We start from the raw sequence: 15,524 nt of genomic DNA on the forward strand, positions 1-15,524 counted from the left end.
TTTTGGCGCGTGCACTTACGCCAAGTTCAAACTAGAAACTTGTAAACCGTATCGAGAGATACGGTTTTTTTTGTTTGCTTTTTTGAGGAGGATAGGATGAAAGGATTTGTATTGGCGGGTACCCATAGCGGTGTTGGTAAAACGACCTTGTCTTTGGGATTGATGCGAGCATATCGAAATCGCGGCATGCAGGTCGCACCCTTTAAGGTTGGTCCCGATTATATAGACCCGATGTTTCATCGGATCGCCGCAGGAAATATTTCATATAATCTTGATCTGATCTTGATGAAGAAAGATGGTGTGAAGCGTTCATTTGTTGACCATGCGGGTCAAAGTGATATTGCAATTGTAGAGGGTGTGATGGGACTCTATGACGGAATGAATTTTTCAAAAGACAATGGAAGTACGGCGCATGTAGCTCGTGTTTTGGATTTACCGGTATTTTTGGTTGTTGATGCCCAGGGAATGGCAGCCAGCGTATTGGCGCATATTCAGGGTTATTGTTCCTATGATCCAAATCTTCGTATTGCGGGAATCATTTTGAATCGAGTGAGTTCAGAAGGGCTTTATAAATATCTAAAAGAGCCAATTGAAGAACACTTAGGGATCCCATGTGTGGGGTATTTACCAAAAGATAAGCAAGTGCATCTTTCCAGTCGTCACTTAGGCTTGATCCCGGTTAATGAGTTGGATCATTTCGATGAAAAACTCAATCGGATTGCAGATTTGGTAGAGGAACATTTTGATTGGGAACTGATTCAGGAAATTAGTGAGATACAGATAGGAAGAAATGAAACGAAAGCAGATCATGCTTGGGCCAAGGGACTACGAATTGGAATTGCTCATGATGATGCCTTCAATTTCTACTATCAAGAGAATCTGGAGCGTGTAGAAAAGTGGGGAGGAGAGTGGATTTCTTGTTCACCCATGAAAGATTCAAAATTACCAGAGGGAATCGATGCTCTCTATCTAGGAGGTGGATTCCCTGAGGTCTTTGCCAAGGAGCTTAATGAAAATCAAGGCTTTGTTCAAGATTTGAAAGAAAAGATTGCAGAGGGACTTCCAGTATATGCAGAATGCGGTGGCTATCTATATCTATCTTCATCCATTCAGCAACTAGATGGATCTCTTGTACCCATGACAGGAATTCTGTCGGGGAAAGGAGAAATGACCAAAAGACTTCAGCGGTTCGGATATGTGAGTTGCCAATGGGGGGAGTTAGAGATTCGCGCACATGAGTTTCATCGCTCGCGGATCATTCATCTAGAGCCTGTTCAACAAGTGCTTCAACTTACACAACTTCGGAATCAAGAAAAACACTGGAAGTGCGGAGAACGATTTCATAATGTGTTGGCTGGGTATCCGCATCTTCATTTTACGGGCAATCCTGAGTTTTTAAAGAAAATGATAGGGATTGTACAAAAGAGAAAAAAGGAGAATGGCCATGTACGTAAAGAATCCTGAAAGTATTGAAAGCAAAAGCTTTGCCATTATTGAAGAAGAAATGGGCCAACAAGCTCTGAAATTTTCACAAGAGGAATTGCCCATTGTAAAAAGGGTGATTCATACAACGGCCGACTTTGAGTATGCGGATCAAATCCGTTTTCATCCCGATGCCATTCGAATTATTCGGGAAGCCTTGATTGCTGGGGCGGAAATTTATGCGGATACATCCATGATTGTATCTGGGATCAATCGGAAGAAAATAAAGGCGTTATCCAGTTGTGTGCATAATTTTGTTCATGATCATGATGTAGCCCTTCGTGCCAAAGAAGCGGGTATCACACGATCGATGGCGGGAATTGAAAAAGCCATGCAAGTGGAAAACATTCAGCTCTATGCAATTGGTAATGCGCCAACAGCCATCTATCGATTAAAGGAATGCATTGAAATGACAGGGAAAAAGCCATTGGCAATTGTTGGTGCGCCCATTGGTTTTGTCGGTGCTGCTGAATCAAAAGAAGTCTTGATGAAAATGGATATTCCCTATATCACCATTGAGGGAAGAAAAGGCGGCAGCCCTGTTGTTGCAGCGATTTTCAATGCGATTCTAAAAGGGATTGAAATGCCATGATAAATCGAACAATTTTTAAAGCAGGGAAAGAACTTCGTTACGGATACACGACGGGTTCTTGTGCAACAGCTGCAGCCAAGGCAGCTGTTCTGATGTTAATTCAGCAAGAAAAAATAGAGGAAGTCCGAATTGAAACGCCTAAGGGATGGGATTTGATTCTGGATGTAAATAACCAAGAATGGAACGAAAATCGAGCGTCTTGCTCGATTATAAAAGATGGGGGCGATGATATTGATTGCACCCATGGCATACATGTATACGCCAGTGTTACACGAAAGGAAGAGCCTGGCATTTCTATTGCGGGTGGACTGGGAGTGGGGATCGTAACTCGTGAAGGTTTGGGTCTGATCGTTGGAGAGGCAGCCATCAATCGGGTGCCAAAAGAGATGATGACAAAAGAAGTACTTCAGATCCTTCCAGCGGACTTTGGCCTTGCCATAACGATCTCTGCTCCGGAAGGCGTGGAGTTGGCCAAACGGACCTTTAACCCGCAATTGGGGATAAAGGGGGGGATTTCCATCGTGGGAACCTCCGGTATTGTTGAACCGATGAGTGAGGAAGCGTTTCGAGATACACTTTCAATGGATTTGGAAATGAACAGCAAAGAACAAGATTTGATCGTCTTTGTACCTGGGAACTATGGGGAGGATTTTTGTCTTGAACGTGGAATCGAGGAAGTACGGATTTATAAGACTAGTAATTTTATTGGATACATGTTGGAGCAAGCGATGAAATTTAATATTCCGAGAATTTTATTGGTTGGTCATATCGGTAAGTTCGCTAAATTAGCAGCTGGAAATTTTCATACCCATAACCGCATGTCAGATGGAAGAAGGGAAACCATAACAGCTTATGCGGCCATGGCTGGCGTTCAGGGAGAGAGATTAGAAAAAATTTATCAATCGGTAACAACTGAGGCCATGGTATCACTTTTGACCGAAAATGAAAGGATGAAAATTTTTCCTCGAATAGCGAAGGCCATTCAAGAGCGGGTTGAGCGGTTTTGCTTTGAACAGGTGGAGGTAGAGGTTCTTGTTTTTTCAACGGATCAAGGCCTCTTGGCTGAAACTGAAAAGGCAGCAGAATGGATGGAGGGAATCAGTAATGAAATCGATTAAGGTTTTGGGAATCGGACCGGGACACCCTGACTATCTTTTGCCCATTACCAAGCGCATAATCAATGAATGCCAAGTATTGGTAGGGGGAGATCGACAGATCTCTGTGAGAGGGGAAGATGATCATCATGAAATCATTCCATTTTCCATGCCCATAGAAACGATGATGAAAAAGATTCGGGAATCGGCTCAAACCAAACAAGTTGGCGTCCTTGTTTCTGGTGATGCGGGCTATTATAGTCTTCTTGCAGCTCTTCGTCGTTTTTTTTCAAATGACGAATTGGATGTATATCCAGGAATCAGCTCCATGCAATATTTATTCGCGCGCTTGGGCTTACCCTGGAGTGATGCGGAATTGGGAAGTCTGCATGGGCGCTCTTGGGATTGGATGGAAGAAGTTAAAAAAAGAAAGTTGATTGGCTTGCTAACTGATCAGAATCAATCGCCTGTGTGGATTGCAAAGCAATTGGTGGAAGCTGGGATCCAGGATTGTTGGATGGCTGTGGGGGAAAATCTTTCTTACGCCAATGAAAAGATTGAAAAAATACGGCCAGAGGAAGCGGTTCAACGTGAATTTGAGGCCCTAAGCGTGGTGGTGATCGGCTATGAGTAAGGAAAAAAGACCCGTGAACTCGGGGGTAAAAGACAGCGAATTTATAAGAGGGAAGGTTCCCATGACCAAGGCGGAAGTAAGAGCTGTAACTCTGTCTAAGCTTCAATTGAAAAATTCGGATATTATTGTTGATCTTGGAGCGGGCTCTGGTTCCTTGTCGATTGAGTCAGCACGTCTATTGACAGAAGGCTCTGTAATTTCGGTAGAACGCAATCCGCAAGCCATAGCGGTATTAAAGCAAAATAGAAAGAAGTTTGCTTGTGAAAATATGAAAATTCTAGAAATGGAAGCACCCCTGGGACTTGATCAAATTGCCTACGCAGACAAGGTGATCATAGGTGGAAGCGGTGGTCATCTTGCAGAATTGATTCATTGGGCCAATCAAGTGATGCCTTATGGTGGCAGGTTGGTTATGAATATGATCACCCTTGAAAATTTACATATTGGATGGGAAACCATACAAGGCTGTGGCTTTGATGAAGTCGAGCTGGTACAGGTTGTTGTCAGCAGGGGAAAAGGTGTTGGTTCTGTGACCATGATGATGGGCGAAAATCCTGTCTATGTCATTTCAGGCAGAAAGGGGAACGCTAATGGCTAATTTGTATGGTGTGGGTGTGGGACCTGGCGATCCAGACTTGGTAACGTATAAGGCGATTCAGATCATGCAAAAGGCAGATCTGATCATTTGTCCTGAGAAAGAAAAAGGAGCTGGCAGTACCGCATTGGAGATCGTAAAAAAGCATATTGAGAATCGCATGGATCATGTTCAAATGATGGTATTTCCAATGGCGGGGAAAAAGGAAACTTGGGAACCCTCTTGGAAAAACAATGCGGAACAAATTGTTAAGGTATGGAAAGACGGAAAAGAAATTGCATTCTTAACTCTGGGTGATCCATCCATATACAGTACTTGGTCGTATTTGCAAGACTATCTACCAAAGGAATTAATACCTGAATGGATTCCGGGAATCCCTTCCTTCTGTGCCGTGTCTGCACGCTTGCACAAGGACTTGGTATTGGGGGACCAAAGCTTGGCAATTGTTCCCTCAGCAGATGAAGAGTCGATAAGAAAGGCTCTTGAGTGGACCGATACGCTTGTCGTTATGAAACCAAAACGGGCGATTGTATCGATTCGTCAAATTTTGCATGATGAAGAGCTAAAGGGATCCTGGGAAATGGTTGGAAATTGTGGGAAGGAAACGGAACAAATATGGAAAGGTTCTGTTGAGGAAATGCCGGAAGAAATTCCTTATTTCACAACAATGATAGTAAAAACGGGAGGCAAAAATGAATGAGATTGTATTTGTAGGTGCGGGTCCTGGAGATCCGGAATTGATCACGGTTAAGGGACAAAGGCATGTTAATGAGGCGGACTTGATTGTTTATGCAGGTTCTTTGGTGCCTGTTGCAGTAATCGATTCTAGAAAATCAAGTTGTGTAATTGAAAATAGTGCAAAAATGACCTTGGATGAAGTGATCGAATCCATGAGCAGTGCTTGGAAAATAGGGAAAAAGGTTGTTCGTGTTCATACGGGTGATCCTAGTATCTACGGTGCAATTCGAGAGCAGATGGATGCCTTAGATGCCTTGTCGATTCCCTATAGAGTAATTCCTGGTGTGTCATCCTTTGTGGCCTCGGCCGCAGCCCTAAAAAAGGAATATACCTTGCCTGGGGTTTCTCAGACGGTAATCTGTACACGTTTAGAGGGAAGAACACCAGTGCCTGAAAAAGAAGCACTTTCAAAGTTAGCCTCGCATCAAGCGTCCATGGCAATTTTTCTATCGGTACATATGATTCAAGATGTTGTGGAACAATTGCTGGTTCATTATCCTATGAACACGCCTGTTGCAGTTGTTCAGCGTGCAAGCTGGCCGGATGAAATTAAGGTGGTTGGAACCCTCGAAACTATAGGGAAACTGGTTCAAAAGGCAAATATCACAAAGACCGCACAGATTCTTGTGGGGGGATTCCTAGAGGGGCCTTACGAACTTTCTAAATTATATGATGCAAAATTTTCTCACGAATACCGTGAGGCAAAATAAATGTTGGCGGTGATCAGTTTAACGAAAGGTGGCGCAAAACAGGCGAAGCGGGTGAAGAAATTGATACCAGAAGCGGATTGTTATGCGAAGTTTGATCTGAATGACACAAGTCTTTTGCCATTTGAAAAGCGATTTTCAGCGTTAGTGGAGATGTGCTTTAACAACTACAGCGAAATCGTATTTATTATGGCGACCGGGATTGTGGTGAGAACCATTGCTCCCTTGTTAAAACATAAGAGTAAGGACCCTGCGATTCTGGTCCTAGACGAAAAGGGGCAATTTATTATTCCCTTGGTTTCTGGTCATCTGGGTGGGGCCAACCAAAAGGCAATTGAATTGGCAAAAGCCTTACAAGCGACCCCGGTGATAACAACGGCATCGGATGTTTGCGGTTTAAAGGCTGTGGACGAATTTGCAAAAGAACAAAGCTTATTTTTATTTGATTTTGATGGTGCAAAACAAGTGACTGCAGATTTGGTCAATGGAAAAGCAGTTGGGGTCTTTTCACACCAATCGCTTGATCTTGTTCTTCCTTCAGAGTATGAAAAATTTGAAGGGAAAATAGGATGGGTGGAATTGGAAAAAAAACTTCAGCTCGGAGCTATTGCCAGCTTTATTATTATTGGAGATGAAAAATTTGAGTCCAGTTATCGGCATGTGCAATTATATCCTCGAAAGTTTTGCATTGGAATTGGATGCCGTCGTGGTATGAAAATGGAAAAACTGGAAGAGGAAGCACTTAAGATGCTCAATCAAGCAGGTATCGCAAAAGAGGGTGTTGGCATTTTTGCTACTGCATGGGTGAAGGCGGACGAACAAGGTATTCTTGCCTTGGCAAATTTCTGGAAAGCAGAGATGAGAACCTTTCAGAAAGAAGAAATTCTAGAAATTGCGGATCGCTTTATCGGATCTGATTTTGTGCAAACAACCATAGGGGTTCCATGCGTGAGTGAACCTTGTGGTTATCTTTCTGCAAAGGGTGGCAGATGTATGGTGCCGATTCAAAAAAATAATGGAATAACATTATCGCTATGGCAGAAGAAAGAGGGGGAATCGTAATGATTTATGTGATTGGAACTGGACCGGGAAATATTGAGGATATGACTGAACGAGCCAAAGAAGGAATAAAAAAAGCAAAGGTGATCTTGGGATACAAAACCTATATTCGCTTGATTGAGCCACTTTTAGAGGGGAAAGAAGTGATTCAAAATGGAATGCGAGGCGAGGTGGAACGCTGTCGAGAAGCGGTCAACCAGGCAAAAACAGGAGCGGATGTTGCCCTAGTCAGCGGGGGAGATCCAGGCGTTTACGCCATGGCGGGTTTACTTTTGGAGATTGTAGCTCAAGAGGCACCAGAAGTTCGTGTGGAAATTATTCCTGGCGTAACCTCTGCCAATGCGGCTGCGGCAGCCCTGGGTGCACCCTTAATGCATGATCATGCTTATATTAGTTTAAGCGATTGCTTGACGGATTGGTCCTTAATCGAAAAGAGACTGCGCTTGGCAGCAGAAGGTGACTTTGTTATTTGTCTTTTTAATCCAAAAAGCCATGCTCGTAACGAGCATCTAACGCGTGCCTGTAAGATCTTGATGGAGATCAAATCAAAAGAAACACCTGTTGGTATTGTGACCCATGCGGCAAGGGCAGAACAAGTTGTTGAATTAACAAGCCTAATGGAATTGCCTAAGCGGGAGGTTTCTATGAGTAGTATGGTTATTATCGGGAATCGTCACACCTTCCGATTTAATGACTTTCTAATCACGCCAAGGGGGTATCCAATTTGATTGCAGTATTTGCGGGAACTCAAGAAGGGCGGGAGGTTCTTGAACGCTTAAAAGCGTTGAATCTACCAATTTTTGGTTCGACAGCGACAAGCTACGGGTGTGAATTGATCAAGAATTACAAAAATTTAGAACTGAATGCGTCTCCCATGAATCAAAGCGAGATGGAATCGTGGTTGAAGGAAAAGAAAATTCGAGTCGTTATTGATGCGACACATCCTTATGCTCATGAGGTGACAGCCAATATTGCAAAGGTTTGTCAGGGCATGCAATTGCCCCTTGCACGACTCAAGCGTTCTTGGCTTCCTACGGATTCGGTCAAACGGTTTGCAAGTTATGAAGAGTGCATATCATATTTGCGAACAGGAACGGGAAAAATCCTTTTAACTACCGGAAGCAATAACCTTGAAAAATTCACTGAATCTTTGCCAAAGGAAAGACTCATTGCACGTGTTCTGCCGCGGGCAAATGTATTGGAAAAGTGTGAAAGAATCGGATTAAAAGCCAATCAAATCCTTGCGATTCAAGGTCCCTTTTCCTATGAAATGAATCAAACGATGATGAAAGATTTTAAAATTAGCCAAATGGTAACCAAAGAAAGTGGAACCATTGGCGGTTTTCAAGAAAAGGTTGAGGCTGCACAAAAAATGAATGTTGAGGTTTTGAGCATTATGAAAAAATCGGAGGAAACAAGTTTTTCAACGGAATCACAAGATGAATTACTAAATTGGGTGCAAGATCAAATACAAGGAATGGAGAATTGATATGAAAAAATTAGGAAGTGTATTGCTTATAGGACTGATGGTAATGCTAGTCGGGTGCAGTCAAGCTGCAAGTGAAACGGCGCCTGCGGCGGAAACGATAGAAGGTGAAACGGCAGTTCAGGAAAGTGAAAATAGTGAGCAAGCAGAAGAAATCGTGGTGCCGAATTTGATTGTAGAAGATGAACTTGGCCGTCAGGTAGAATTTGAAGTCCTACCGGAAAGAGTACTTTCTCTTTATGCTTCATTTACTGATTTATGGCTAGAAGCGGGCGGTAGCCTAGTTGGAACCGTCGACAGTTCAACCTTGCCTGAAGCAGCAGGTGATATTCCAAAACTCGGAAAAGGAACGCCGAATGTAGAAGATATTTTAACATATGAACCAGATTTAGTTCTTCTTAGTGCCGGCCGATCAGCCCATCAAGAATTGGCTGATGTATTTGACCAAAATGGAATTCAGTATCTGTTTATCGACTACAATAATTTTGAAGAATGTTTGTCGACTTATGAAAAATTTTGTCAGTTGACAGATCGTGCAGATTTGTTTGAAAGCCAAGGACTGAAGATGCAGGAGGAAATTGAGACGATCGTGTCGGAGCAAGAAAAAAATGAATTTACTTATTTGCTCTTATTCGCGACATCAAAATCGGTTACAACAAAAGATGACAATATTGCCTCAGAAATTATCAATGAATGTGGTGGTATCAACATAGCAGAAGATGGTGCTGTAGCCAATGAAGAAAGCAAGCAATTTAGCTTGGAGAAAATTCTTGAAATGGATCCCGACTATATCTTTGTTCAAACGATGGGGAGTGTAGAGAAAGCGCAGGCACGTTTAGAGTCGGATATCTTATCCAATCCAGCATGGAATGGTCTGTCCGCCGTGCAAGGTGATCGATATTTGTATCTCCCTAAAGAGTTGTTCTTGTACAAGCCAAATATGAAGTACCCAGATGCTTATCAATACTTTGTCGATTTGATCCATGAATAGCAAAGTGGATCGCCGCATAAAAATATTAATTGGAATTTTCCTGTTTTTTGGGTTCTCTTTCTTTTGGGGAATTGCCAAGGGGTCATTAGAATTGTCGGCAAGGGAAGTGATTTCCGCCATTTTTTCTGAAGAAAATCGTGTTCATCACAATATTATCTTTAATGTACGGTTACCTAGAAATTTGATTGCTGCTTTGGTTGGTATTAATCTAGCCCTATCTGGTGTGACTTTACAAGGCGTTATGAACAATCCCTTGGCAGATCCAGGAATTATTGGGATTTCTTCCGGAGCAGGATTTGCTGCCTTTATTGTGATGATTCTATTTCCGGATTACGCCTATTTGGTACCTATAGGAGCATTTGCCGGAGCCTTGCTAACGACCTTTCTTATCTATTCTCTAGCCTGGAAAAATGGGGTGAGTCCAATCAGATTGATCTTAGCAGGGATGGCAGTGTCAGCTTTGTTAGGAGCTGCAATTAACTTTTTAATGACTTTTTATCCAGACCGTATTGCTGGAACCATGTCATTTATGGTGGGGGGACTATCGGGTCGAACTTGGCCGGATTTTCGGATGATTTGGCCATATAGTTTGATCGCGGGAACGGGTTGTTTATTGATGTCCTATCGTATGAATGCCCTTTTATTGGGGGATGAAGTAGCAACGGGACTCGGAATTTCGGTAGAACGGACTCGGCGTATTTTTATTGTGCTGTCAGCCTTTTTAGCGGCTAGTGCAGTGAGTGTTGCTGGATTGTTGGGCTTTGTCGGCTTGATTGTCCCTCATATCGCTCGCTTATTAATCGGTTCTGATTATCGTTATTTATATCCGGCAACCATAGGATTGGGTGCAGGGATCATGGTACTCTGTGATTGTATTGCACGTCTGCTCTTTGATCCGGTTGAACTTCCGGTAGGCATTATTATGGCCCTTTTGGGTGCCCCGTTTTTTCTGTACTTGATAAGAGAAAGGAAAGGATCCTTATGATTAAAACTCAAGGATTAAGTCTTGGCTATCATCATAATAAGATCGTTCAAGATGTGGATTTGCATATCGAAAAAGGAAAGATTACAACAATTGTTGGTCCCAATGGATGTGGAAAGAGTACAGTCTTGAAGGGGATCTCTAGATTGTTGAACCCCATTGATGGAGATGTATATTTAGAAGACGAACGGATTGGCGATCTGACAAGTAAGAGGATCGCAAAAAAGATTGCCATTCTTCCGCAGATTCGAAGGGCACCGGAAGATATTCGAGTGAGAGATTTGGTTGCACTTGGACGATATCCGCATTTGAATTGGCGAGGAAAGCTCAATGAGAAGGATCAAGAAACAATTGAATGGGCTTTGGATAAAACAGCCATGACAGACTATGCAGATCGAAGAATTGATCAACTTTCAGGCGGGGAAGCCCAGCGGGCTTGGATCGCCATGGCTTTGGCACAGAAAACAGAGCTTATGATCTTGGATGAACCCACGACTTTCTTGGATCTGTCTCATCAATTAGAGGTATTGGAATTGTTGAGTGAATTGAATCAAAATGAAGGATTGAGTATTTTGATGGTTTTGCATGATTTGAATCAAGCCATTCGATTTTCTGACCAAATCTATGTGATGAAGGAAGGAAGAGTCATTTGTGGAGGCAAGCCGGATCAGGTTTTAAATGAGTCGATTCTTCAAGAGACATTTTCGGTTAATGCGGATTTTTATTCGGATCGACGCCATCAATGTCAGCATATGATAGCTTACAAATCACATCAACAGTAAGCTATCGTTCATAAAATTGTAAGGGGAATTTCATTGAGATTCCTCTTTTTTTCGTCTATACTGAGAAGAGCAAAAGGAGGATGTCAGATGGACACATGGATTTTATTGATTCAATCGGTGATTTTGGGAATCGTTGAAGGAATTACAGAGTTTCTTCCCGTATCTTCAACGGGTCACTTGATTATTGCGCAAAATATAATTGGTTTTACCTCAGTACGTGGTGCCTATTTGGAAATGTATACCTATGTCATTCAATTGGGTGCTATTCTCGCGGTCGTCGTTTTGTACTGGCAGAAGATTAAAGACACCTTGATTCATTTTTTTCCAAAAAAAGTTGGGTATGAAAATTCAGGATTTCGATTCTGGTTGATGATTGTCATCGCTTGTATTCCTGGTGGTTTTTTTGGGATTCTTCTGGACGATCTAGCTGAGAAATATTTATTTTCACCCTATACAGTTGCAGCATCTTTGTTTGTAGGTGCAATATTCATGATCGTTGCGGAGAATCGATTTCGAGGGAAGAATGGTGGTATTGAGGAACTGGTGATTACTCCCAAACAAGCCATTATTATTGGACTGTTTCAATGCTTGGCGATTATTCCAGGGATGTCACGTTCGGCATCCACGATTATAGGTGGTTGGATTGCAGGGCTTTCAACGGTTGCGGCAGCGGAGTTCTCTTTCTTCTTGGCGATTCCTGTCATGGTGGGTATGTCATTTTTGAAGATTGTCAAGATGGGTGGATTCGGACTAATGACTGGATTGGAATGGGGAGCGCTGATTGTTGGTTTTCTTGTTTCTTTTCTCGTTGCTATCGTTGTCATTGGCCGATTTATTAACTACTTAAAGCATAAACCTATGAAAATTTTTGCCAAATATCGCATGATTTTTGCAGGATTTGTTGTCATCGCAGGTCTAATGGGTATGTTTTAGAAACAGTCAGTCGATCAAGAAGGGGAAACCCTTCTTTTTTTTGTAGCGGATTTTAGAGAAAACCTTCAATATTACCATTGACATGAGAATCATTCTCAGTTAAACTGTGAGAAATTGAGAGCGATTCTCAATAACGACTAGGGGGACAAGATGAAAAAAATAGGAATTACGATTATTGTTATCTTACTTATAGTTGCTTTGGCTGGATGTCAAGCACAGGATAAGGAAGCTTCAGCTGTGGTGAATATTTATACCGATCGTCATTATGATACAGATCAAGCGCTTTACGATCAATTCACTGAGGAAACGGGAATCCAAGTGAATGTAGTTAAGGCAGGTTCTGATGAACTAATTGAAAGACTGGCATCCGAAGGAGAAGCCACAGAAGTGGATTTGATGATTACTTCGGATGCGGGACGTCTCGTTCGGGCGCAGAATAAAAATTTATTGCAACCTATCACTTCCAATAAAGTAAAAGAGAATGTTCCGGAGCAATTGAGAGAGAAGGATTCAAACTGGACAGCCTTAACCATGCGAGCCAGAGTTATTGTCTATGCAAGAGATCGAATTTCGCCGGATGACTTGTCAACGTACGAAGCTCTCACAGAGCCAAAGTGGAAGGGTAAGCTTTTGGTTCGAAGTGCAAGCAACATTTACAATCAATCGCTTTTAGCCTCATTAATTGCGTTAAATGGGGAAAGACAAGCGCAAGAATGGGCAGAAGGGCTTGTAGAAAATATGGCAAGAACGCCTGAAGGAAATGATCGTGATCAGATGAAAGCGCTTGTTGCTGGAGAAGGCGATCTTGCGATTGTGAACACCTATTATGTAGGGAAAATGCTGAATTCTTCGGACCCATACGAAGTAGAGGTTGCAGAGCAGATTGGAATTTTCTTCCCAAATCAAAAGACAACAGGAACCCATATTAACATAAGTGGTGCTGGGGTGACACGATTTGCGAAGCATGCAGATGCTGCGAATCAATTGCTGGAATTCCTAACGGGTGAAGGTGCGCAGGCGGATTATGCCAATGCAAACTACGAATATCCAGTAAATCCAAAGGTTGCGGCGTCAGACTTGTTAGATTCGTGGGGAGAATTTTCAAGACAAGAGTTGTCGTTGTCTGTCTTAGGCGAAAACAATAGTACTGCTGTGAAGATCTTTAACACGGCAAACTGGCAATAATGAAAATGTCAATAAGGGGACGCAGTCCTCTTTTTCTCTTATCAACCTGTATTGCGATATTAATTCTCCTCCCTTCTATTTTTTTGCTCGCTGGATTGTTTCAACCAGTTTCTGAAAATTGGGAGCATATTCGTACAATTGTCTTGGAGAGATATGTAAAAAACACCCTTGTTTTGCTTGGCGCTGTCGGCCTTGTCACGGCAAGTGTTGGAACGTTTCTCTCTTGGAGTTTAACGCAATATGATTTCAAATGGAATCAAGTGAAAATGAGTCTTTTGCTTTTGCCTCTTGCCATTCCGCCTTATATAGGAGGCTATGTTTATGGAGGGATCTTTAATTACTCCGGCACGTTAGAAAGAATCTTTCGGAGTTTGGGTTGGGCTCCTATTCATATTGATATGCTTTCCATGAGTGGAGCCATTTTTGTCTTTTCGATTTTTTTGATGCCATACGTGATCTTAGTTACTCGTGGCTTCTTTTATCGATTGCCGGCCAGTTATTTCGAATCAGCACGTCTTTTGGGGCACTCTCGATTTCAGACTTTCTTCCGGGTGATTTTGCCTATGAGCCGTGGGGTGATTGCTGGAGGAACTGTATTGGTTCTTTTAGAAGTGTTGAATGACTATGGCTTGGTTCGATACTTTGGCGTTCCTGTATTCAGTACAGCCATCTATTCTGCATGGTTTGGCTTGGGTGATGTTCAAAGTGCGATTCGCTTGGCCATGATCCTAATGGGGATTGTATTTGTAGTCTTATTTACCGAACAAAAGTTGACTCAGTCCATACCTACTGTGCCAGCAAAGGCAGATGCCCGTATCAGACGGCGCAATAAACCTTCTAAGTGGCTATGGTGGAGTTTTCATTCCGTTTACTTTTTGTATCTTGGGGCAGGCGTCTTGATACCGGTCGCGCAATTGCTTGCATGGAGCAAGATGGCATCCAAACAAGTGATTATGCGTGGTCTGCCAAGTCTTATAGGAAATACTCTGAAATTGGGATTGATCGTCACAGTTGGCGTCATTCTTTGCGGTTTGATCATTGGAAATTATCAACGTTTGAAGAATAATTTTTGGGGGCGGTTTTACTCAAAATTAGTTGTACTTGGCTATTCGATTCCTGCACCGATTATCGCTGTTGCCGTACTCTTGTTTTTTGTACAAGTGGACCAAAGTCTGCAGGGAACCTATCAATGGCTAGGTTTGAAAAATGCATTTTTGACGGGAAGTTTATTCTTGCTGATTTTTGCTTTGACACTCCGCTATATGGCAATTGGATATAACAGCCTGTCAGCAGGTTTTAATCGAATTGGAAGGCGCTATTATGATGCGGCAAGAACACTGGGTGCCAGTGGGTGGAGATCTTTTTGGCATGTTGATTTCCCTATGCTAAAACCTGCAATTTTCAGCGCGATCCTGCTCACTTTTGTTGATGTGTTGAAGGAGTTGCCATTAACATTGATCCTGCGGCCCTTTAACTTTGATACCTTGGCGACGCGTGTTTTCACCTATGCGGGTGATGAAATGATTCATGAAGCATCTGTGTATGCATTGCTAATTATTGGCGTTAGTGGATTGGCATTGATCACTATGCAGGCAATTCAAAAAAGGAGAAAAAGTTATGATTGAAGTAAAAAATTTGACCTTTCAATATGAGAATGCAAAAAGTCCCACGTTAAAGGATCTTTCCTTTTCTCTTATTGAAAGACAGATCCTTGTTGTTGTGGGACCTAGTGGGGGTGGCAAATCAACTCTTCTCCGCCTTCTAGCAGGCTTGGAAGAACCTAGCTATGGAGAAATACAAATTGATTCGAAAATAATGGTAAACAAGAAAACTTTCGTTCCTGCAGAAAAACGCGGGATCGGTATGTTATTTCAAGACTATGCACTTTTCCCGCACCTCACTGTTGAAAAGAATATTGCCTTTGGCCTTAATGGATTATCTAGAAAACAGCGAAAAGAAAGAGTGAAAAAGATGCTTCAATTAGTTGAATTGGAGGAGTATGGCAATCGATATCCTCATGAATTGAGTGGAGGCCAACAGCAACGAGTCGCATTGGCACGTGCTTTGGCCCCAGCACCAAAGGTCTTGTTTTTAGATGAACCATTCAGTAATTTGGATACAGAATTATTGGTAAAAGTAAGAAATGATCTATTTTCCATTGTCAAAAAATCGGGTATTACCACGATTATGGTCAGCCATAACCCTGAAGATGCAGAAGTTTTTGCGGATCAGGTCATTCGAATCCCTGCACTTTAGTTGTTTGC

The 15,524-nt window shown here is 42.4% G+C and carries 17 protein-coding genes; all 17 read left to right on the forward strand.

Annotated elements, in window-relative coordinates; genetic code table 11:
- The first annotated feature begins 96 nt into the window (after positions 1-96).
- Positions 97-1,464 carry a cobyrinic acid a,c-diamide synthase CobB gene (locus tag AC25CA_RS07885; RefSeq protein ID WP_486816519.1) on the forward strand — a complete coding sequence of 456 codons (1,368 nt, stop codon included), beginning with the start codon at positions 97-99 and terminating at the stop codon, positions 1,462-1,464.
- On the forward strand, positions 1,445-2,074 hold the full coding sequence (locus tag AC25CA_RS07890) for a precorrin-8X methylmutase (protein ID WP_486816520.1): 630 nt from the start codon (positions 1,445-1,447) through the stop codon (positions 2,072-2,074). Before AC25CA_RS07885 ends, AC25CA_RS07890 begins: the two co-directional genes overlap by 20 nt.
- Entirely contained in the window at positions 2,071-3,192 is a 1,122-nt protein-coding gene (gene cbiD / locus AC25CA_RS07895) for a cobalt-precorrin-5B (C(1))-methyltransferase CbiD (protein ID WP_486816521.1), read from the forward strand. The genes AC25CA_RS07890 and cbiD overlap by 4 nt, the downstream gene beginning before the upstream one ends.
- Positions 3,179-3,802 carry a precorrin-6y C5,15-methyltransferase (decarboxylating) subunit CbiE gene (cbiE, locus tag AC25CA_RS07900; protein ID WP_486816522.1) on the forward strand — a complete coding sequence of 208 codons (624 nt, stop codon included), beginning with the start codon at positions 3,179-3,181 and terminating at the stop codon, positions 3,800-3,802. Before cbiD ends, cbiE begins: the two co-directional genes overlap by 14 nt.
- The gene (cbiT, locus tag AC25CA_RS07905; RefSeq protein ID WP_486816523.1) at positions 3,795-4,400 is read left to right on the forward strand and encodes a precorrin-6Y C5,15-methyltransferase (decarboxylating) subunit CbiT; all 606 of its coding nucleotides are present in this window, start codon (positions 3,795-3,797) and stop codon (positions 4,398-4,400) included. The genes cbiE and cbiT overlap by 8 nt, the downstream gene beginning before the upstream one ends.
- Complete coding sequence (cobI, locus tag AC25CA_RS07910) at positions 4,393-5,097, forward strand: precorrin-2 C(20)-methyltransferase (protein ID WP_486816524.1); 705 nt, start codon at positions 4,393-4,395, stop codon at positions 5,095-5,097. The genes cbiT and cobI overlap by 8 nt, the downstream gene beginning before the upstream one ends.
- Complete coding sequence (gene cobM / locus AC25CA_RS07915) at positions 5,090-5,845, forward strand: precorrin-4 C(11)-methyltransferase (RefSeq protein WP_486816525.1); 756 nt, start codon at positions 5,090-5,092, stop codon at positions 5,843-5,845. Before cobI ends, cobM begins: the two co-directional genes overlap by 8 nt.
- On the forward strand, positions 5,846-6,904 hold the full coding sequence (locus tag AC25CA_RS07920) for a cobalt-precorrin 5A hydrolase (RefSeq protein ID WP_486816526.1): 1,059 nt from the start codon (positions 5,846-5,848) through the stop codon (positions 6,902-6,904).
- Positions 6,904-7,629: a precorrin-3B C(17)-methyltransferase gene (cobJ, locus tag AC25CA_RS07925; protein ID WP_486816527.1), complete on the forward strand. Its 726-nt coding sequence runs from the start codon at positions 6,904-6,906 to the stop codon at positions 7,627-7,629. The genes AC25CA_RS07920 and cobJ overlap by 1 nt, the downstream gene beginning before the upstream one ends.
- A complete protein-coding gene (cobK, locus tag AC25CA_RS07930; RefSeq protein WP_486816528.1) occupies positions 7,626-8,390 on the forward strand; it encodes a precorrin-6A reductase in 765 nt (254 codons plus the stop codon). The genes cobJ and cobK overlap by 4 nt, the downstream gene beginning before the upstream one ends.
- 1 nt (position 8,391) lies before the next feature.
- Entirely contained in the window at positions 8,392-9,378 is a 987-nt protein-coding gene (locus tag AC25CA_RS07935) for an ABC transporter substrate-binding protein (protein WP_486816529.1), read from the forward strand.
- On the forward strand, positions 9,371-10,363 hold the full coding sequence (locus AC25CA_RS07940; RefSeq protein WP_486816530.1) for a FecCD family ABC transporter permease: 993 nt from the start codon (positions 9,371-9,373) through the stop codon (positions 10,361-10,363). The genes AC25CA_RS07935 and AC25CA_RS07940 overlap by 8 nt, the downstream gene beginning before the upstream one ends.
- Positions 10,360-11,142, forward strand: coding sequence for an ABC transporter ATP-binding protein (locus AC25CA_RS07945; protein WP_486816531.1), 783 nt, complete (start codon positions 10,360-10,362; stop codon positions 11,140-11,142). The genes AC25CA_RS07940 and AC25CA_RS07945 overlap by 4 nt, the downstream gene beginning before the upstream one ends.
- Before the next feature lie 87 nt (positions 11,143-11,229).
- Positions 11,230-12,075, forward strand: a complete 846-nt coding sequence (locus AC25CA_RS07950; RefSeq protein ID WP_486816532.1) for an undecaprenyl-diphosphate phosphatase — start codon at positions 11,230-11,232, stop codon at positions 12,073-12,075.
- A 150-nt stretch (positions 12,076-12,225) separates the two neighbouring features.
- The gene (locus AC25CA_RS07955) at positions 12,226-13,260 is read left to right on the forward strand and encodes a Fe(3+) ABC transporter substrate-binding protein (protein ID WP_486816533.1); all 1,035 of its coding nucleotides are present in this window, start codon (positions 12,226-12,228) and stop codon (positions 13,258-13,260) included.
- Complete coding sequence (locus tag AC25CA_RS07960) at positions 13,260-14,885, forward strand: ABC transporter permease (RefSeq protein WP_486816534.1); 1,626 nt, start codon at positions 13,260-13,262, stop codon at positions 14,883-14,885. The genes AC25CA_RS07955 and AC25CA_RS07960 overlap by 1 nt, the downstream gene beginning before the upstream one ends.
- Positions 14,878-15,516: an ABC transporter ATP-binding protein gene (locus AC25CA_RS07965; RefSeq protein WP_486816535.1), complete on the forward strand. Its 639-nt coding sequence runs from the start codon at positions 14,878-14,880 to the stop codon at positions 15,514-15,516. Before AC25CA_RS07960 ends, AC25CA_RS07965 begins: the two co-directional genes overlap by 8 nt.
- Positions 15,517-15,524 lie beyond the last annotated feature (8 nt).

This window comes from Gottschalkiaceae bacterium SANA, assembly GCA_036323355.1.
In the GTDB taxonomy this organism is placed as follows: Bacteria; Bacillota; Clostridia; order Tissierellales; family GPF-1; genus GPF-1.